General features: G+C 36.8%; 12 protein-coding genes. 1 reads left to right on the top strand and 11 read right to left on the bottom strand.

Features of this window, described 5'->3' with window-relative positions:
- Nucleotides 1-66: 66 nt before the first annotated feature.
- The 8 genes from lgt to KQI76_RS02230 all read right to left on the bottom strand — a co-directional run bounded on the left by lgt (nt 67) and on the right by KQI76_RS02230 (nt 11,740).
- On the bottom strand, nt 67-897 hold the full coding sequence (gene lgt, locus KQI76_RS02265; RefSeq protein WP_216398681.1) for a prolipoprotein diacylglyceryl transferase: 831 nt from the start codon (nt 895-897) through the stop codon (nt 67-69).
- A gap of 15 nt (nt 898-912) precedes the next feature.
- On the bottom strand, nt 913-1,866 hold the full coding sequence (gene hprK, locus KQI76_RS02260; protein ID WP_216398680.1) for an HPr(Ser) kinase/phosphatase: 954 nt from the start codon (nt 1,864-1,866) through the stop codon (nt 913-915).
- A gap of 417 nt (nt 1,867-2,283) precedes the next feature.
- Complete coding sequence (gene pabB / locus KQI76_RS02255; RefSeq protein WP_216398679.1) at nt 2,284-4,023, bottom strand: aminodeoxychorismate synthase component I; 1,740 nt, start codon at nt 4,021-4,023, stop codon at nt 2,284-2,286.
- A gap of 409 nt (nt 4,024-4,432) precedes the next feature.
- Nucleotides 4,433-4,795 carry a phage holin family protein gene (locus KQI76_RS02250; RefSeq protein WP_216398678.1) on the bottom strand — a complete coding sequence of 121 codons (363 nt, stop codon included), beginning with the start codon at nt 4,793-4,795 and terminating at the stop codon, nt 4,433-4,435.
- Nucleotides 4,792-4,995, bottom strand: coding sequence for a PspC domain-containing protein (locus KQI76_RS02245; protein ID WP_216398677.1), 204 nt, complete (start codon nt 4,993-4,995; stop codon nt 4,792-4,794). The genes KQI76_RS02250 and KQI76_RS02245 overlap by 4 nt, the downstream gene beginning before the upstream one ends.
- The gene (gene uvrA, locus KQI76_RS02240; RefSeq protein WP_216398740.1) at nt 4,992-7,877 is read right to left on the bottom strand and encodes an excinuclease ABC subunit UvrA; all 2,886 of its coding nucleotides are present in this window, start codon (nt 7,875-7,877) and stop codon (nt 4,992-4,994) included. Before uvrA ends, KQI76_RS02245 begins: the two co-directional genes overlap by 4 nt.
- Before the next feature lie 5 nt (nt 7,878-7,882).
- Nucleotides 7,883-9,865, bottom strand: coding sequence for an excinuclease ABC subunit UvrB (gene uvrB / locus KQI76_RS02235; protein ID WP_216398676.1), 1,983 nt, complete (start codon nt 9,863-9,865; stop codon nt 7,883-7,885).
- 288 nt (nt 9,866-10,153) lie between these two features.
- A complete protein-coding gene (locus KQI76_RS02230) occupies nt 10,154-11,740 on the bottom strand; it encodes a peptide chain release factor 3 (protein WP_216398675.1) in 1,587 nt (528 codons plus the stop codon).
- A 154-nt stretch (nt 11,741-11,894) separates the two neighbouring features.
- On the opposite strand from KQI76_RS02230, the gene KQI76_RS02225 reads away from it, so the two are divergent.
- Complete coding sequence (locus KQI76_RS02225; protein ID WP_216398674.1) at nt 11,895-15,083, top strand: DEAD/DEAH box helicase; 3,189 nt, start codon at nt 11,895-11,897, stop codon at nt 15,081-15,083.
- Between the two features lie 702 nt (nt 15,084-15,785).
- On the opposite strand, the gene KQI76_RS02220 is transcribed toward KQI76_RS02225, so the two are convergent.
- The 3 genes from KQI76_RS02220 to KQI76_RS02210 all read right to left on the bottom strand — a co-directional run bounded on the left by KQI76_RS02220 (nt 15,786) and on the right by KQI76_RS02210 (nt 20,461).
- A complete protein-coding gene (locus tag KQI76_RS02220; protein ID WP_216398673.1) occupies nt 15,786-16,964 on the bottom strand; it encodes a PDZ domain-containing protein in 1,179 nt (392 codons plus the stop codon).
- A 404-nt stretch (nt 16,965-17,368) separates the two neighbouring features.
- A complete protein-coding gene (locus KQI76_RS02215; RefSeq protein ID WP_216398672.1) occupies nt 17,369-18,832 on the bottom strand; it encodes a S41 family peptidase in 1,464 nt (487 codons plus the stop codon).
- A 261-nt stretch (nt 18,833-19,093) separates the two neighbouring features.
- Nucleotides 19,094-20,461 (bottom strand): murein hydrolase activator EnvC family protein, encoded by a 1,368-nt coding sequence (locus KQI76_RS02210; protein WP_216398671.1) that lies wholly within the window; start codon nt 20,459-20,461, stop codon nt 19,094-19,096.
- Between the last annotated feature and the right edge of the window lie 71 nt (nt 20,462-20,532).

Here is a 20,532-nt window from a genome sequence, read left to right as displayed (position 1 = left end):
GTATTAGTCCCATATTATATGTACAAACAACCTGCTAATTTAGTTTAAAATTAGCAGGTCTGATGACTAAACCTTTTTGCCGTTATATCTAACATTAACTCGATCGTCTTTACGTCGATAAACAATTAATACAAGACCTGAGATAATGAGGATAATTGACATGAGCTGTGCTGTCCTTAACAAATCAAATATGTAAAGGCTATCTGTTCTTAATCCTTCAATGAAAAAGCGACCAACTGAATACCAAATAACATAGTTAATGAAGACCTCACCTCGAAGTGGGTTCCGTTTTCTAAGCCACAATAAACCCGCAAAAACAAGTAAATTCCAAATCGATTCATATAAGAAGGTTGGATGGTAAAGGACACCATCTATCACCATTTGATTCTCAATAAAGTCAGGTAGGAAACGGATAAAATTTTCATAGGCCACATCCGATACAGGTCCTCCATGCGCCTCTTGATTCATAAAGTTACCCCAACGACCAATTGCTTGTCCGATGATAATGCTTGGAGCAGCAATATCTGCTATCTTCCAAAACGGAATATTTCTTCGATTTGCAAATACATAGGCTGTAACAACTGAACCAATTAATGCGCCATGAATAGCAATTCCGCCTTCCCAAATTGCAAATATGCTCCACCAGGGTCTTCCAACAAACCGATCCCATTCGAATAAGACATAGTAAAGTCGTGCACTTATAATCGCAATCGGTAATGCCCATAATAACAAATCACTAAAAAGTTCTTTAGGTAAACCTAAACGTGTCCCCTCTTTTGTTGCTAACCACAGACCAATGATCACACCTGTGACGATAATAATCGCATACCAATAAATTGTAATTGGACCTAGCTCAAGGAATATTGGATTTAGTGGTGTATTTAGTAATACCAACATATTTCCTCCTTCATATTAATCGAATGAAACACCATTCTCTAGATTTGTTTTCTCTTGATCAATCATTTGTGTTAGGCGATTTGAAAACTCTTCGGCTGCATTCACACCTAACCGCTTCAAACGGAAATTCATTGCTGCGACTTCAATAATAACAGCTAAGTTTCGCCCTGGTCGAACAGGTAATGTAGTTTTCGGAATCTCGACATCAATAATTCGAATCTTTTCGTCATCCATCCCAATTCGATCGTACTGCTTTTTGTCATCCCAGATTTCCAAATTAATGACATAGTCAATTTCCTTATGTGAACGAACGGCGCTTGCCCCAAATAATGTCATCACATTAATAATCCCTAGCCCTCTTATTTCAAGTAAATGCTCAATTAATTCTGGAGAAGTCCCAATTAAACGATCATAGTCTTCTTGATGGATTTCAACACTATCATCTGCAACTAAACGATGACCACGTTTAACAAGCTCCAATGCTGTTTCACTCTTACCAACACCACTTTGCCCAGTGATCATCACACCTACCCCATGAATATCAACTAAAACACCATGCATAGCGGTAAAAGGTGCAAATTTTGCCTCTAAGAAATTGGTCAAACGACTGACAACTCGGGTTGTTTTGTATGGTGAACGTAGTAAAGGTACATTTTCTTTTTCACATTCATCGATCAATTCCTGCGGAGCATCCAAACCCCGTGTAATCACAATACATGGTGTGACATCTGTACATAGTCTTTTAGATCGATCAATCTTTTCCTCTTTGGACAATTCATTAAAATAAGATATTTCTGTTTTTCCAAGCACCTGGATGCGTGTTTTCGGATAATATCGGAAGTATCCTGTTAATTCGATTCCAGGTCGAGAAATATCACTCATTATGAACTCTCGATCAAGTCCGGCCTCACCTGAGATTAACTCCAAATTAAATTGTTTAATTAAATCTTTTGTTTGTACTTTAGTCATCAGGTTTCCCTCCATCTATCTTAGCTATAGACATTAGTTTCTTTATTGTAGCATTTTTTAAAAAGAATCGCACGATAATTGACCCAGAAAACTACTTTATTAATAAAAAAATATCTAAACTTTATTAATCATCCCCCAGTCCCATCATCTATGGTTTTTTCCTTCCCATCCATACAGAAGAGTATTCAAGCTAGGTCAAAGGTAGGTCTTTTCTTACTTGTGTGTAGTCTAACGAACTTATCTGCAGGATAACCAACCTGTAAGATCCTCACCTCGATAGTAGAAGGGAAACCAGATGTTAGGTGGTGGATGAAGACCATCCCCACTGAGAGAAAGGTCACCTTATCATCACCTATTTTTAACCGCAGGTCTTTGCTGGTTCAACTTTATCTAACCATTTGGTTCATTTCCCACAGTTCATACTACTTCCTTGACCCTTACCCAGCCTCGAACAGCATTTATTAACCATACTTCACTTGCGCGATCAAGATCACTTTTCATTAAAACCTGTTCCTTGATTTGATTTTTGTTGAGTAAATACTGGCGAAATGTTCCTGCAAGTAGTCCGGAAGTAACTGGTGGTGTAAGATATTGACCATCAATTTTTAAAACGAGATTACCAATTGTAAATTCCGTGAGCTGATTCTTATCATTCCACAACAAGCATGCAAATTGATCTGGTCGATTAATCGTCAACTTTTGATATTGGTCTCGAATTGTTGTCTTATGATATAAAAATGGATCATCGACATCAACTGGCTTTTTTGCTAAATACGTTGTCACCCTATCTGTTATTTCTGTTCGTTTTTCTGACTGCAAGTCAACTGTTCCATCCTGATGGAGAAGGAGACGAACCTTATAATTCCCTTTTCCGTAATCAATGGCATATTGTTCTAATCTTTGTCTAATCACTTGAACTTGGTATGGGTAGCCAAAGTATTGTGCCGATTGTGCTAAACGTTCAAGGTGATATGTCAAATAAGGATAAGATCCATCCGTTAACAATAAGGACTCTAACAAAGAAAATTCCCGTTTTTCTTTAGTGAGGATAGCTGCTTTTGCTTGAATTTCAGCATATTCATTTTCTGCCTCTGATGCTCTGGTAATGCCTCCACCGACTCCGTATGTAGCTATACTTTGTTCCCGATCGATGACCACCGTACGAATCGGGACATTGAAGATCGCCTTCCGTTCAGGAGTGATGTAACCAATCGCACCACAATAGACTTCACGCGGCCTATCTTCCAATTGATCAATATACTTCATTGTTTTTAACTTTGGTGCACCTGTGATTGACCCACAAGGAAATAAAGCTTCAAACCAATCGATCACTTGTGTAGAATTAGATAAACTTGCTGTTACTGTTGAGGTCATTTGGTGAACGGTTGGATAGGTTTCAACCGTTAGCAACTCTGGTGTTTTAATTGTTCCAGGCACCGCGATTTTCTCTAAATCATATTTCAATAAATCGACAATCATTAAATTTTCAGCACGTTCTTTTTCCGATTGGGTTAAATACTGTTTATATTTAAGATCTTCAGCTAAAGTTCTCCCCCTTTTGATTGTTCCTTTCATTGGTCGGGTTGTGATTTGATTCTGGTTAACTTTAAAAAATAACTCAGGAGAGGCGGATAGAATTTGGAAACGGTCAATCTCTAAATATGCACTGTAAGAAGCTTGTTGATTTTGAAGTAGTTGCTGATAGAATCCGAATCCATCACCTGTAAATTGACTTGTTAATCGAGTCGTATAATTGATCTGATTAGTGTCACCCATATCGATGGCGTCTTTAATTAATTGGATTCCTTTTTGATAGGCTTGATACGTGCAGGTCTCTTGCCATGATGAAAGACTATAAACCCGGCCTCGCGACAGTTCCTTTTTCTCTATCGGTTGATCAAAACTTGCAAACCACATGAGCGGCATTGTTAAACGCTTATCTGTTCGATAGTCAGGTTCAAAGGCCTGAGCCGCTTCATATGATAAGTAGCCAGCCAGATATCTTCCTTGATCAAGCTCTGTTTCAAATGCTTGAAGAAGTGGCTTTACCTCATCAATTGAATTTGTTGTAAAAATCTTATTCGGCCTAGTAAACTGAATGGGTTTATCAGATCCATCATCCGCTTTAAAATCAAATTGTAATAAAATTTTCCCCATACTGCACCTCGATTCCCTAGTGAATAATTCCATTGCTTCGTAAAATTTCCTAACCATATTTTATCATAATTTAATGTTCTAAAAAGAATTTCCCCCAAAATAACTAGGCAAAAAAAGAGCTAGGGGCTAAACCATTTCACCCAACTCCCTCCTAAGCTGTTTAACTTTCTTATTTTTTCGTTTTGGAATAGTAAAAGATGCCCTTTTTCGAGGCTACTGGAAAAATAAAAAAACGGCTTGGATCTGTAAGGTCAGATCTAGGTTGCTTTTTTGATGTATAAGATGACTAAAAGCCTAATTCAAGGTTAGTCATTAAAAGTCAAACAACTTACCTGGTAAGAAAAAGGAATCCAGTATCAACTGAATTCCTTTTTTATTTTTAGCCGGATTATGTCTTGGCCTCTGTTTATTATTTACTCATTAAAACTGTATCTTTAACAAGTTTATTGAGAAATAAATTAATAATTGAAATGAAAATTGAAGCAATTATTGCCAAACCAAAACTTTCAATCACAAAATCGGGTCCCATTATGGCCTGGGTAAGCATCAATGTAATGGCATTGATGACGAACAGAAACAACCCTAGCGAAACAATGGTAATCGGTAAAGTAAAGAAAACTAAAATTGGTTTTACAATTATATTTAAAATCGATAAAATTAAACTGGCCAAAATAGCAACCCAAAATGTCTCTACATGAAAACCAGAAAAGATCTCAGCTACAATTAGCAGTGTGACAGCATCTAATATGAGTGAAAGTATCCATCTAGTCATCGGTCATACACATCACTTTTTGGAATGATAATGGCAGCAGCAATATAAAGAGCTGTCAATGGTAAGGCTGTGAAGATCCACAAGACGGCAAATATAAGACGAATCATAGTTGGATCGACATTAAAATATTCAGCAATCCCACCTAAAACACCTGCTAACATCGCATTATTGTTTGAACGATATAACTTTTTTTTAGTCATTTAACATCCTCCTCTATTTTATTTTCTGCTTGCTTAACCAATTTTGACATTCGGTTACGGTCACGTGCTAAGATAGGTTTTAAATAGTAACCTGTATAGGATTGGTCCACCTCACTAACAGCTTCTGGTGTCCCAGTCGCAACAACCGTACCGCCTCCTTGCCCACCTTCTGGTCCAAGATCGATAATATAATCAGCGGCTTTAATGACATCAAGATTATGTTCAATGATAATCACTGTATTTCCGCCTTCAACTAAACGTTGGATTACTTGCAATAATCGTTCAATATCAGCAGCATGAAGACCCGTTGTTGGTTCATCCAATATATAGAGTGTTTTACCATTTGACCGACGATGTAACTCACTGGCTAATTTCACACGTTGAGCTTCACCACCCGATAAGGTAGTAGCAGGTTGGCCTAACCGAATATAACCCAATCCAACATCTTGAATCGTTTGTAACTTCCTTTGGATTTTAGGAATGTTTTTGAAAAATTCTAAAGCCTCTTCTACTCTCATTGATAAAATATCAGCAATGCTTTTTCCTTTATATTTTACCTCAAGCGTCTCACGATTATAACGTTTACCATGACAAACTTCACAGGGAACATAGACATCAGGTAGGAAATGCATTTCTATTTTAATTATACCATCACCACGACAGGCTTCACAACGGCCACCTTTAACATTAAAACTAAAACGCCCTTTTTTATAACCTCTAACCTTCGCTTCATTTGTTTGCGCAAAAACATCCCGAATATCATCGAATACTCCCGTGTAGGTAGCAGGATTAGAGCGTGGTGTACGGCCAATCGGTGATTGATCAATATCAATTACTTTTTCTAAATGTTCAACGCCCTTAATTTGTTTGTGCTTTCCGGGCTTTTTCCGTGCTCGGTTTAATGCCATTGCTAAACTTTTATGAATGACTTCATTGACTAAGCTACTTTTTCCAGAGCCAGATACCCCTGTCACCGTTGTTAGAACACCGATCGGAATTTTGACATCAATATTTTTTAGATTGTTTTCTTCTGCACCAATGACTTCAATATAGCGTCCGTCTGGTTGACGACGTTCTAATGGTATTGGGATGAATTTCTTACCTGACAAATATTGTCCGGTTAAAGACTTTGCTTGTTTGATGACTTGTTTAGGTGTGCCACTAGCGACAACTTCCCCTCCGTGTTCACCTGCACCTGGTCCAATATCAATCAAATAATCAGCAGCAAGCATTGTATCTTCATCGTGTTCAACAACAACTAGTGTATTGCCTAAATCTCGCATCTCTTTCAATGTATCAATTAACCGATTGTTATCACGTTGATGTAAACCGATTGAGGGCTCATCAAGAACGTAAAGGACCCCTGTTAAAGCTGAGCCGATTTGGGTAGCAAGCCGGATTCTTTGCGCTTCCCCTCCAGAAAGTGTTCCTGCTGTTCGATCTAATGTTAAATAATCTAATCCAACATTCTTTAAAAAAGTTAGGCGACTCTCTAATTCCTTTAAAATTAATCGTGCAATCTGCATTTCCTTTTCAGTTAGGGTCAAATGGTTTAAAAACTCAATTGCATCGATAATCGACCGCTGTGTAAATTGGCCAATATGACAACCATCGATTAAAACGGATCTTGCTTCTTCATTTAAACGGTAGCCATCACATGCTGGACAAGGCTTTTCAAGCATATACTTTTCCATCTGATCTCGGGTATAGTCAGACGATGTTTCGTGATAGCGTCTAGCAATATTATTTAGAACACCTTCAAATTGAATATCTGTTTCTCGCCTTACACCATAATCATTTTGATAACTAAAATGAATGGTTTCATCACCACTCCCGTGTAGTATTTTATCTAACTGTTCTTTAGGGAGCTGGTTGACTGGCTTATCCATATCAATCCCATAATGTTTACAAACACTCGCTAGTAATTGAGGGTAATATTGTGAGCTTGTCGGTTGCCAAGCAAGGATTGCCCCTTCGTTTAATGTTAAGGTTGGGTCTGGAATCACAAGCTCTTGATCAACTTCAAGTTTATGACCTAAGCCATCACACTGTTTACAAGCTCCATATGGTGCATTAAAGGAAAAGAGTCTAGGTTCAAGCTCCGTGATCGAAAAACCACAAATGGGACAGGCATGATGTTCATTAAATTGAAGCTCCCCTTCATCGAATAAATCAACAATTGCTCGACCTTCACCTAGTTTTAAAGCTGCTTCTAATGAATCTGCCAATCGGGTCCTTACACCATCTTTAATAATGATTCGGTCAATCACGACATCAATTGAGTGTTTTTTGTTTTTCTCTAATTTAATATCATCACTAATTTCCATCATTTCACCATCAATACGGAGTCTGATGTAGCCTTCTTTTTTTAATCCTTCTATTAGTTTTATATGTTCCCCTTTTCGACCAGAAATAACAGGCGCTAAAATTTGTAATTTCGTTCGTTCTGGATAGTCTAATACTCGATCAACCATCTGTTCAATCGTTTGGGAGGTAATTTCAACCCCGTGTTTCGGGCATGTTGGCCGCCCAATTCTAGCATATAATAAACGCAAGTAATCATAAATTTCGGTCACTGTTGCTACTGTTGACCTTGGATTATTACTTGTCGTTTTTTGATCAATTGAAATGGCCGGTGATAAACCGACGATTGAATCAACATCTGGTTTATCCATTTGACCTAAAAATTGCCGGGCATAGGCTGATAGTGACTCAACATAACGCCTTTGACCTTCAGCATAAACTGTATCAAATGCTAATGATGATTTTCCAGATCCAGATAGACCGGTTAAAACAACAAGTTTGTCTTTTGGAATATCAAGATCAATATTCTTCAAATTATGTGTCCGTGCCCCTCTGATCGATATCTTTTTCTTTGTCAATTCGTTCACCCTTCCGCCTTCAATTCAAGTACAAGATCCCGTAATTCAGCTGCTTTTTCAAAGTTTAACTCTCGAGCAGCTTGTTTCATTTCTTGCTCCATTTGTTCAATGACTTTTTCACGTTCTTTTTTCGTTAATTCAGTTAGTTTTGGATGCTCTTCTAGATATTCTGATTGTTCATCAGCAACCATCGTAGCCCGAATAACATCACGCACTTCTTTTCTAATTGTTTTTGGTGTAATATGATGTTTTTTATTAAAGGCTTGTTGAATTTCACGTCGGCGTTCCGTTTCGTCGATAGCTGTTTTCATCGAGTCTGTGATCCGATCAGCATACATAATAACTTGACCAGATTCATTTCTCGCCGCTCTCCCCATTGTCTGAATTAATGAACGTTCTGACCGTAGGAAACCTTCTTTATCAGCGTCTAAAATAACAACTAATGACACTTCCGGAAGATCCAATCCTTCCCGTAATAGGTTAATCCCTATTAAAACATCATATTTCCCGACACGTAAATCACGAATAATCTCAATTCGTTCAAGCGTTTTTATCTCGGAGTGTAGATAAGCGACCTTCATTCCAATTTCTTTTAAATAATCCGTTAAATCCTCTGACATTTTCTTAGTCAAAGTGGTCACAAGTGTACGCTCATTTCTTTCCACTCGTTTGTTAATTTCACTAATTAAATCATCAATCTGGCCATCAATCGGTCTTACATCGACTTTTGGATCAAGCAAACCGGTTGGTCGAATGATTTGTTCAGTCATTTTAGGTGTGTGTTCTAATTCATAAGGTCCTGGTGTAGCAGAAATAAAAATAAGTTGTCCTGCTTTTTCTTCAAATTCTTCAAATGTTAAAGGTCGGTTGTCCAAAGCAGATGGTAAGCGGAAGCCATGATCAACAAGAACCTGCTTTCTAGCTCTGTCACCGTTATACATCCCCCGAATTTGTGGTAGGGTGACGTGGGACTCATCGATCACAATCATGAAATCATCTGGAAAATAATCGATCAAAGTGTATGGCGTTGAGCCGGGCTCACGTAATGTCAAGTGACGGGAATAGTTTTCAATTCCTGAACAAAAGCCCATCTCTGCCATCATCTCTAAATCATAACGTGTACGTTGCTCAAGGCGTTGCGCTTCTAAGAGCTTATCATTGTCACGAAAATATTTAAGTTGTTCCTCTAATTCGGCTTCAATATTTTTCATCGCGATTTTTAACTTTTCCTCACCCGTCACGAAGTGTGAGGCAGGGAAAATCGCAATATGCTCTCGATCACCGATAATCTCACCTGTTAATGCATCAACTTCACGAATACGATCAATTTCATCACCAAAAAACTCAACACGTACACAATGTTCTTCCCTGGAAGCGGGAATAATCTCAACGGAATCTCCCCGTACTCTAAATGTTCCGCGCTGGAAGTCAATATCATTACGGGCATATTGAATGTCAACTAAATCCCTTAATAGTTGATCACGATCCTTTTCCATCCCCACTCGAAGCGAGAGAACTTGGTTACCGTATTCCTCTGGTGAACCTAAACCATATATACAAGATACACTTGCAACGATTAAGACATCTTCCCGTTCAAATAAGGCTGACGTTGCAGAGTGTCGTAATTTATCAATTTCATCATTTATGCTAGCGTCTTTTTCGATAAATGTATCAGTCGATGGAACATAGGCTTCAGGCTGATAGTAATCATAATAACTAACGAAATATTCGACTGCATTATTTGGAAAAAACTCTTTGAATTCACTATAAAGTTGTCCAGCAAGCGTTTTGTTATGAGCGATCACTAGGGTTGGTTTTCTGACTTCATGAATGACATTCGAAACCGTAAATGTCTTTCCTGTCCCAGTCGCTCCAAGTAAAGTTTGGGCCCTTTTATTATCTTTAACACCCTTCACTAATTCTTTAATTGCCTTCGGTTGATCACCTTGGGGCTTATAATTTGAAACGAGTTCAAATGCTTGTCCCATCATTTACGCCTCCGTTCTATCTATCCTTTACCTCTAGATCAATTAACTAAACCTATTATACTAGAAATCAATTTAAAAAGCGAACGAACATTCGATCAGAATCCTATTTCTTACAAACTAACTCATTGAAAAGCCCCTTCTCCAAGAATATTAAAAATAACATTCCATGTTGAGCAGGTTCCAACATTCTCATTTATCTAACATTTAATAGGAGATTCGTTTTATTTTCCTATTGTTTAATCATTTAAACTTTAGAAAAAACTTGAGGACTGCTCCTCAAGTTTTAACTTAGTAAGATTGGCTATATTGGTTGACTTCAAATAAATCAATCAACTGAATTTCTTTATGTTTATCTTTAAACCAATTTAAGGCAAAATCATTTTTAAATAAAACTAAAAAGTTCCCTTCTCGATCCTTCACCAACATATTCCGCTCATCAAATAAGCTTAAATCAACTTTTTCCTGATCAAGCCAACGTGGAATCCGTTCACCAATTGACTCTAAGCTAACTTCTACATTATACTCATGTTTCATTCGATGTTCAAATACTTGATACTGGAGTTCACCCACTGCGCCAATAATAGGCGTTCCTACCGGATGACTCGTAAATAATTGGATGGCCCCTTCTTGAACCAATTGCTCAAGTCCTTTATTAAATTGCTTTGCCTTCATTACATTTTTTGCTATAACGCGTTTAAATAACTCTGGCGGAAATTGAGGAAGCTCGTCATAATAAAACTTATCTTTTCCAGCAATTAGCGTATCACCAATTCGATAATGCCCAGGATCATAAATCCCGATAATGTCCCCAGGATAAGCCTCTTCTACAGTATCTCTTGCAGAAGCAATAAATTGTTGTGTTTGGTTTAGTTTAATCATCTTATCTGTTCGAGCCAGCTTAACAGTCATCCCCCGCTCAAATCGACCTGAACAGACACGCAAAAATGCGATACGATCACGATGCGCTGGGTTCATGTTCGCTTGAATTTTAAAAATAAAGCCAGAAAATTCTTCTTGCTCTGGTTGAATTAAGGCCTCATTTGTTTTTCTAGGCTTTGGACTAGGTGCCATTTCAATAAATGTATTAAAAAAGCTTTCAATACCAAATGGAGCAAGCGCACTCCCAAAGAAAACAGGTGTTTGTTCACCTTGTAAAACCTTATCCATCGATAAGGGATCACCGGCTTCATTTAATAGGGCAAGTTCTTCTTCTGTTTCCAGATAAGTTGGATGGTCTGTTAAATCCGGATGGTTTCCTGAAGCCAAATCTTGATATGGGATGATCACTTCCTCTTCATTCCCATTAAATTTAATGAATTGTTCATGATATCGGTCAAAGATGCCTAAAAACCGTTTTCCCATTCCTGCAGGCCAATTGATCGGGTAAGTTTCGATCTCCAATACATCTTCAATTTGTTCCAACAAGTCAAAAGGATCCCGTCCTTCTCGATCGAGTTTGTTTATAAAAGTAAAAATTGGAATTCCTCGCATTTTACACACTTTAAACAGCTTAATGGTTTGGACCTCGATCCCTTTTGTTGCATCAATAATCATGATCACACTATCAACCGCTGTTAATGTACGATAAGTATCCTCACTAAAATCCTCATGTCCTGGCGTATCTAAAATATTTACATGATAACCATGATATGAAAAGTTCATCACACTTGATGTCACTGAGATTCCCCGTTGCTTTTCAATTTCCATCCAGTCTGAGGTCGCAAATTTTCCTGATTTCTTTCCTTTTACGGTACCCGCAGCTCGAATTTGATTTCCAAATAATAATAATTTTTCAGTCATTGTCGTCTTACCGGCGTCCGGGTGTGAGATGATTGCAAAAGTTTTTCGTTTTTTTACTTCTTCTATTAATGTCATTTGATAACCTTCTATATATTTTATTTTAATATCGTAATTGAAAGTAGCATATTTAACTTTAATCTGTCAAATATGAATCGAAAAAAGATCCAATCATTTTTCCTAAATATTTGTTATACTAATTGGATAGAGATTTTTATACAAGGAGCAAATTATGGCACAATTCTATTTAGAAACTGAAGATATTTTAAAAATTACTGGTCAACGCTTTTATAGACGGGGTGTCGATCTATTTAATAAAGGTAGAGTGATTAAATTAAGCTATAATCCGACAATCAATTCCTGGAGTGCAACTGTTAAAGGTGGGAATCATTATCGGGTGAGAATTTTTTTCTTTAATGATGATGACCTCGAAGCTAAGTGCGACTGTCCTGCCTATCATACCCATTTTACCTGTAAGCACATTGCCGCTGTTTTATTGGCGATTAGTAAATACCATTTACAAAATACAACAGTAACAGAAGAAACATCAGCCATTGTCACGGATCCCTTTCCAATGCGAATGATCGAGATGTTTGAAGCTGAACAGATCAATTCATTAACCAAAGAGAAGCAAGTCAAATTTAATTATCAACTGATCGAAAAACAGCACAACTCTAATCACGATTCATTTTATACCGTCAGTTTAAAGATTGGCGAAAATCAACTGTTTATCGTAAAGGATTTATCAGCATTTCTTAAAGCCCTTGATCTAAAACAAAAGTTCAAAGTGACTGAAACATTTTCTTACCAACCGACAAAGCATTTCATCGATGAGACTGATATGGAACTATTAACTTTAATTAAAGAAGCCAATACTCATGCTAAGCTTTATTCATCTGATTTTTTATCAAGTGATAAGCGCGAATTGGCTTTACCACCTTTTTTAATCAAAGCGTTTTTTAATAAGGTTCAATCTCAATCCTTACAGTTAATAAAAAATGGTCAAGTCCTAGCAACTGAAATCCACCTTCATGAACAGTTACCTAATATTACCTTTCCAATTAACTTGGAAGAAGATCAGAGCTTTACAATAAATTTCAAGGATTTATTCAGCTATCAATTTTCAAGCTATTATCAATATCTCAATCGAGGTGAACACTTTTACTTCCTATCAGACCAACAAGAGAATACATTAGCGCAGATTCACGGCTTGTTACCTTATCGCCAGAAGAATCTTTATCAAATCAGTAAAAGTAAAATGACCTATTTTATCGGTTATGTTCTACCTAAATTAAAAACAATCGGAAAGATTACATTTAGCCAAGAAGCTGAGCAAGTCATTTCAAAAGCCCCACTTGAAATAAAGTTATATCTTGATACACAAAAAGATGCTTTGAGTCTATCCGTTATTTTTCAATATGGGGATAAAGCGATCTATCCTCATCAATCAAAAACTGAAGATGGCGATGTTTTAATTAGGGATTTCCAAACTGAACAATCCATGCTTAATAAAATAAAAGCGAGTGGTTTTCGTTATTTAAATCAAAATTACTGGCTCTTTAATGAAGAAGGAATCTATCATTTTATTTATTATACTTTACCTGAACTTTATCAAGAAGCAACTATCTATTTAACTGATTCAGTTAAAGAACTAAAAGCTGAGCATCCACACCAGCTTCAAACAAATATTGAAGTCAATGCAAACACTGGCATGTTAGATGTAGAATTCAATATTGATGGCATTTCCAATCAGGATATTCGTGATGTCTTACAGGCTTTGATAGAAAAGAAATCCTATCATCGTTTAACCGATGGTGCCTTGATTCAATTGAAAAATCAGTCCTTTCAAGATTTTCAAGCACTAGCTGAGCAGCTAAATTTGAAAAAACGTGATATTGACCAACTCCGTCTCGAACTAAGTCCAGCAAAAAGTCTTCAAGTTGACCATGCTTTGACAGAGGATCAAGCCAGCTATTCAGATACCTTTAAACAATTATTAGAAACCTTGAAAGATCCACAAGCGATTGAATATCAAGTTCCTAATACATTGAATGCTAACTTAAGGGATTATCAGGCAATTGGCTTTCAATGGTTTAAATCACTTGCCCGTTATCAACTTGGGGGTATTTTAGCTGACGAAATGGGACTAGGAAAAACAATTCAGGCGATTAGCTTTATTTTAAGTGAAAAGGAAATAGAAGATCCTTTTCCATCGTTAGTCATTGCACCAGCATCACTTATTTACAATTGGAAAAAGGAATTTGAGAAATTCGCACCATCACTTATTGTTGAGGTTGTTGTTGGAACAAAAGCAGAACGTAAAAGTAAAATAACATCCAGCAACAGGCCAGATGTCTGGATCACGTCATATCCCTTAATTAGACAGGATATTTCATTATATCAATCGATATTTTTTGATGTTCTAATCTTAGATGAGGCCCAAGCGATAAAAAATCATTTGACTCAAACGGCTAAAGCAACTCGGCAGATACAAGCCAAACAGCATTTTGCTTTGAGCGGAACACCGATTGAGAACAGATTGGATGAACTATGGTCAATCTTCCAGACCCTATCACCTGGCTTTCTAGGTTCAAAAAAGCAATTTACTCAATATCCAAATGACTATATCCAACAAATTACTAGACCATTTATTTTAAGACGCTTAAAAACAGATGTGTTACCTGATTTACCAGATAAAATTGAATTTGAACAATATAGCGAATTAACAAAAGACCAAAAACAAGTCTACCTCGCCTACTTACAACGCATGCAGCAACAACTTGATACCGTCATTGCAGCCGATCAATTTGAACAAGAAAAGCTGGAAATCTTAACTGGTTTGACGCGTCTCAGACAAATATGTTGTCATCCTAGTTTATTCTTAGAAAATTATCAAGGGGAATCCGGTAAGCTAGAACTTCTAATGACAATTATAGAAAACTTGCGGGTTGATAATCGTCGAATCTTGATTTTCTCCCAATTCGCAAGCATGTTAAAAATCATTCAAAGTAAATTGGACCAAGAGAATTACCAAACCTTCTATTTGGATGGTCAAACACCAGTCGAGGATCGGGTCAAGATGGCAGATGCCTTCAACGATGGCGAAGGGGAAATTTTTATTATCTCTCTAAAAGCGGGGGGAACAGGTTTAAATTTAACGGGTGCCGATACCGTCATTTTGTTTGATCTCTGGTGGAATCCAGCTGTTGAGGAACAAGCAGCCGGACGCGCCCACAGAATTGGACAAACTAAGAAGGTTGAGGTGATTCGTTTAATTACAGAAGGAACCATTGAAGAGAAAATCTTTCAGCTTCAAGAAAAGAAACGCAATTTAGTTAATGAAATTATCCAACCAGGTGAAACGCTACTCTCTTCCTTAAGTAAAGAAGAGTTAAAAGAATTACTCACCTATGATAGATAAAGTGAAACTAAAGTTGAATCAGAGCTTTACCCCCTCTTGATTCCTCCTATGATTGAAGCTAGGAGGCTGGATGTGGTAAAAAAAGGGTGATCATTTCCTGGGAAATAATCACCCTTTTTCATTGTAGATAGGTAGTGTTTTTTGGCGATAAATAACTTAAAGAGTCGAAATATATTGTTCTTCCGCTCTGTCCACTTGCGTGAAAACTTGTCTTCATCTCTAAGTGGTAGAAGATTGAATTAGATCAGCCTCCAGCTGATTCTAGTCATCCTGCAATATTTCTAAATTAGAAGACCTGTCATCATTTAGCTAGCGATAAGATCAGATCGATTTCTTTTAAATTTTAACTTTTGCCTATGTCGTCATCAAACTATCCGTCAATATCGATCGCTTCTTATCAAAGCAGTCAATCTTTTGATTTGTCATGGTAAATTCCTGACGCAACTCTGTTTTTTCTCCTGGATTTCTTGTCTTAAGTCCACTTTTTATCTTGCATTTCTTGCTGTAATTCCGTTTTTAGCTCTTGCATTTCTTGCTGCAATTCTGTTTTTACATCTTTTATTTTCTACTCTAATTCTACTTTTACACCCTGCAAGCTACCTAGAAGTTCTGCAGATAGCTCATGGATTGCTTGTAAGATTTGTCCGCTTATCACAAGATGACTCATTTCCACCAGCTTTCCGTTCTCATCATCAATAAAATTTAATCTATGATTCGCTCCTGATGACTTTCAACAAAAATAATGCCTAATTCATGATGCTCTCCCTCATAAAATGCACGTTGGGTAAAACGAACTTCCCCTCTTTCATCAACAACATCTAATTTACAAAAGGTACGATTAATTTGAAGTGCTCGATAAAATTCCATTGGATTAGAAACAGCTTGACCATTTACTTTCGTTATTGTATCACCAACCATTAGCCCAAGGTCAACTGCTGGTGTCCCAGGCAAAACAGCTAAAACCTTCAAGCCCGTAGTTAAGGGACTAAATATAGGTGGCTGGCTTTGGTCTTTAGCCTTTAATCGGTATGCTAGCCATTCTCGTCCAATAATCGCAACTAGTATACAAACTAACGATAGAAACTTAATATAATAACTCATTAATGACAAAGCAATAACTAAAAGCCCCAGCAATAAGGGATATTCACTAAAGCGTTTAGCTACTTTAGTCGGTAATCCAGATCTTATTGTAAAATCAAAACCGATTAAAACAGGGAAAATCACGAGTCCAAATGGTTCTTCATTCCATTCGATAATCGGCCACCAACCAGAAACAAAACTAAGTGAACCCACTGGCCACAGCATCACTAGTGGAATGAGTGTTAACTTTTTCAACCGATGTTGTCCAACCACTTTCCCACGGGAACTAATGAACAATTCGGGAAAGGTTTGATTATGTGAAAGGGAATTGATCATTAATGCTTCAATAATTAATAAAACTCCCATTATTGTTGTGAAGATAACCCAATCGAGTTGTGTTAATTCGGTCTGAAATATAGGCGGTAAGATTGCTTGATAATAAGGGTAAAATAATAAGACAATTGCGGTAAAACCAAATGTATAAGCACTTGATAACCAGGTAAAACGTCTATTTAAGGAAAATAAAATTGTGAATCCAATGATACCGATTAATAGTAGTGGATGTAAAGCAACTCCCAAGACCAGCATTACAATGGAGATAAGCAAACCAGATATAAGTCCTCTTAATCGTTGCCCATATAATTCATCAAATACCGGGAAAACCTTGCGACCAAATTGGCTTCTTTCCTGTTTGATCCGAGTAAATGAAGCTAGCAAACAAATAATGATATACCAATATAATAAAGGGTTTAATAAAAATCGGCCAATTGACCTTCCAATTTCCAACAACCAAGATTCCATCCTGTCAATCCCCACTTTCACTCTCTTAAAATAGCTACTGCCTAATTCGACATCAACAGGCAATATTCCTGCAAAAGTTTCTTATTACTTCAACTATACCACATGTTTAAGCACAAGATGTGAGTTTTTTAGCACAGATTAACTGACTTTTAGATCATCGCTAAGTGAAGACTACTTTTTATATGAACAGCTCGCATCATTATTAATAATATTTTTTTCTAAATGAAGTTAGCAAAAAGCTCTGTGATTGAAGGGCTTTAATCCCTCCCATTGATTAAGATTGAGTTATTATTGACTTATCGACAACCGGCTGTTATTTCCCACTTATTTTTGAAATCTTATATTCCTGGTCAGTTATCTACAAAAATAAATAAACCGCCCAAGGAGCGAGCGGTTTACTTACTTTATTCAAACAAGACTTCTAATGCTTTTTCTTTTTGTAAATCATCTGCTTCATTTCTAATTTTTTCAATAATATCTGTTAATAATAAGTCTGCTGTTTCTTGATCTAGTACTCCACTTACCTTAGTATCTTGATCCGTTTGATAACTTTTAATCGCTTGTTCAGTTTGTTTGCTAAAGTAACCATCCTTCCGATCAACTTTATAACCAAGTCCCTCTAGCATAATTTGAGCAAGTTCAATATTCGGATCACTTTCATCATAAGCTAATGTTTCTTCAAGTTGAATGGGTGAAATATAATAATAGTCTGGTTGATCAACCTCAATTGTTGGTTTAACCCCTATCTCATGAATTGAGTTTCCTTCCGGTGATAACCATTTTAGGATCGTTAATTTTATTGTACTTCCATCCCCCATCGGAACAGTCTGCTGAACAGTTCCCTTACCGAAACTATTTCGGCCAATAAGTTCAGCATCAATTGTTTCATAAAGTGAAATTGCTAAGATCTCCGAAGCTGAAGCACTTCCCTCATCAATTAACACACTGATCGGATAATCTTTTGGCTCCTCCAAATCTGAGAAAAAGCGTTGCTTATTATCTTCATTGTCTGCAATTTGCATAAAAGGTTGATCACTCGTAACAAATAATTTTAAAATATCCTCAGTGACATCTAATAAGCCACCAGGATTCCCACGAACATCAATCACTAAGCCATCTATTCCTTCTGATTCTAGAGATTCTAACTCCTCTTGAAAACGCTCAGCTGTTTGTTCAGAAAAAGAAGTGATTTGAATCACACCGGCTTTGTTATCACCAACTTCTTCAATATCAGCATAAACAGTTTCAAGTGGTATCGTATCACGAACTAGGGTAAATTCAATTGGATCAGAGAGACCAGGACGTTGAATTTCAATGGTTACTTCTGAACCTTTTTCCCCTCTAATTTTTCCAACAGCTTCTAATAAATCTAATCCTTCAACACTTTCACCATCGATCGTTAAAACTTGATCATTCGGTCTCAGCCCAGCTTTTTCCGCTGGTGAATCTTTAATTGGTGCCACAATCGTCACTCTATCGTCAACCATACTGACTTCAGCACCGATTCCTTCAAAGGAGGATTCTATTTGTTCATTAAACTGCTCCATTGTTTCTTGATCCATATATTCGCTATATGGATCATCTAATGAGGCCAACATGCCACGAACAGCACCCTCTACTAGGTCTTCTTCTGATATCTCTTCAATATAATTTTCTTGTATTAGAGCAAAGGCCTGAGAAACCTTTGGTAATGAAATTGACTCCGCCAAATCAGCTAGCATTTCATCATTCGTCGTTCGAGTTGATTGATTTGTTAAATCTTCCTGCTCTTGTAATAATGTAAACTCAATAATCACATATGTACCTAGTCCACCAATAACAAAAGCTAATCCTAACCAAAGAGCAAGGACACTTTTCTTCACACGCACATTATTCACCTCAAATTTAAAAATCTTGTTTATATAGTGTAACACAAAATAAAAATTCAATCAGTAAAATCTATCTTCCCCTTTGAAATTTTATTCTAAAAAATATTTGATGAACATAATGATCAATAGAAAAAGCATCGCAACATTTGTGCGATGCTTATAAATAGTTTATGAGAGAGTTTGGGTAATTATCACTTTATAAAGTTTCTTGGATTTTGTGGATTACCAAAGCCTCCTAGCCTAACTTCACTTAAACTAATATCATGGTAGATGTTTTCTAGGATTTACCTTGTTAACACCATATCCACCTTCGTATACTTCAAAATGAAGATGAACACCTGTCGAACCGCCAGTTGTACCCATTATACCTATTTGTTCACCTTGCTTAACAATTTGACCTGCACTTACTTGAACTGAAGCGAGATGAGCATAAAGTGTTGTCATATTTATATCTTCGTGATGTATAACAATATAATTACCATACCCTACATTTTCACCAGAGTAATAGGTTCCAGTAACTACACCATCAGCTGCTGCAACAATCGATAAACCGCTATCGCTAGTAATATCTAAACCACCATGAAATCTATTTTCTTTATAAATCGGGTGGAATCTCCAGCCATATTCTGAACTGGTTGAACCATTACTAGGCCAAATAAGTGTTCCACTTCCATTTGATACATTTTTAATTGTATTTGTTTTAGTCTCTTTTTCTTTGTCCTTAGCTAATTGAGCTAGCTTGTCTTCTTTCATTTTTTTAAGTATCCGCTCTTGGTCTGCTAACACTTGACGTTCTTCTTCAATCGACATCGTATGTTCCTCTAAATCAGCATGTTCATCTTCCAATTCATCCACAACAGCGACTTGGGTATCACGTTGTTGATTTAATTGGTCTTGTAAGCTTGATAACTCGTCCTGTTGGGCAAGCAAGGTTGCGCGTTGATCTTCGAGTTCAGCTTTTTGATCATCTAATTTTGTTTTATCTGCAACTAATTGTTCTTTTTTCTCCTTAACGCTTTGCCGCTTATCTTCTAGATTTGCCTTGTCTTGCTGTTGTGCATCCATAATCGATTGATCTGATTCAAAGATCTTCGTTACAGCAGTTGCTCGATTAATCAGATCACCAAAGTCTTGTGCACCAAAGAGAACTTGAAAATAGTTAATATTACCACCATTATATTGAATCGAACGTAAACGATTCTTTATTAAAATATCTCGCTCTTCAATGCGTTTAATCAACTCATCAATCTCATCTGCTAAAACATCTAATTCTTCCTCGGTCTTAGTAATTTGACCTTCTGTTTCGGAAATTGATGCTTCTAAGGTTGAGATTTCTGCATTTGTTGCATTAATTTCAGTTTGCTTATCCTCTAAATTCGCTTCAGTTACCTCAAGATCCCTGTCAATTTCAGCAATTTTCTCTTTTACTTTAGCCTGACGTTTTTCATTTTCTGCTATTTTTGCCTTTGCATCACTTGCATCACTATCGATACCTGATCGTTCACTTTCTAAATCTGCTAATTCCTTTTCTAACTCAGCAATACTTTTTGCTGAAACAGAAACTGCTCCCGGTCCAACGATACCAACTGACAATGTGACAATAAGTATGTAATTTAATAAACGTTTCATCATTAGAATCCTCCATTTCAGCTAAATCTTTAAATTAATCATTTATTTATAAGGGTATAAGTCTCTTAAAC

It is taken from the genome of Amphibacillus sp. MSJ-3, from assembly GCF_018919165.1.
Taxonomy (GTDB): Bacteria; Bacillota; Bacilli; order Bacillales; family Amphibacillaceae; genus Amphibacillus.
Note: the sequence above shows the minus strand (reverse complement) of the source record. Positions and strands in the feature narration are given on the sequence as shown.